This window comes from Paracraurococcus lichenis (assembly GCF_030657435.1).
Taxonomy (GTDB): Bacteria; Pseudomonadota; Alphaproteobacteria; order Acetobacterales; family Acetobacteraceae; genus Paracraurococcus; species Paracraurococcus lichenis.
Window position 1 is genome coordinate 1 of record NZ_JAUTWS010000342.1, and the last position, 986, is coordinate 986.

Annotated in this window: 1 pseudogene; it reads left to right on the top strand. The window is 68.4% G+C overall.

What is annotated here, in order from left to right:
- Positions 1 to 103: 103 nt before the first annotated feature.
- Positions 104 to 814: pseudogene (locus tag Q7A36_RS40120) on the top strand (IS1380 family transposase); the annotation flags it as partial.
- Between the last annotated feature and the right edge of the window lie 172 nt (positions 815 to 986).

Genomic DNA, 986 nt, shown 5'->3' on the forward strand with positions numbered 1-986 from the left:
TCCCTAGCCCGGATCATGCATGAGGGCTGACGGGCATGGCGCAACCGGTTGAGCGGACGTAGAATTTGGCTGCGACACTCAAACCCCGCCGCGTCCGGAGGCCATGCCCGTCACGGTTGAATCTACCCCGCCGCTGCCCGGCCTGTCACCAGTCTGCGGCAAGCCCCTGATCGCCCGGTTCGACGGCGGTCAGCTCTCCTCCGACGGTGGCCTGCTGGCCTTGCGCGAAGTCGAGCGCCGGCTCGGCATCGCCGACTGCTTGGCGGCCTGCATCGAGGACCCACGCGCGCCGGGGCGGGTCCAGCACCGCCTCGCCGCCATCCTGCGCTTCCGCATGCTGATGATTGCCGCAGGCTATGAGGACGGCAACGACGCCGACAGCCTGCGGCACGATCCGGTCTTCAAGCTCGCCCTCGATGCGCTGCCCGAGGGCGAGCCGCTCTGCTCGCAGCCGACGATCTCGCGGCTCGAGAACCTGCCCGATGTGCGCGCCCTGCTGCGGATGGCCCGCGCCATGGTGGGGCTGTACTGCACCAGCTTCCGGCAGGTGCCCCGCCGCATCGTGCTCGACATCGACGACACCTTCGATGCCGTCCACGGCGGGCAGCAACTGCGGCTCTTCAATGCCTACTACGACGAGTACGGCTTCCAGCCCATCGTGGTGTTCGACGGCGAGGGCCGACCCGTCGTCGCCATGCTCCGCCCGGCCAAACGCCCGACCGGTGCCGAGGCCCGCGCCGTTCTGCGCCGGCTGGTGCGCGAGATCCGCAGCCACTGGCCCCGGGTCGAGATCCTGGTCCGCGCCGACAGCCATGTGTGGACATCGGGTAATCGCGGCTTGAGCGGAGCCCGCTCATAGTGCCTCGATCTAGGCGGTGTCGCCCGGCACCTCGCAGGATGGGAGGCTCTCGATGACCCGGTTTGTAGGACTGGACGTTTCGCAGAAGCTGACAGCCATCTGTGTTGTCGACGATACCGGTCGTCGA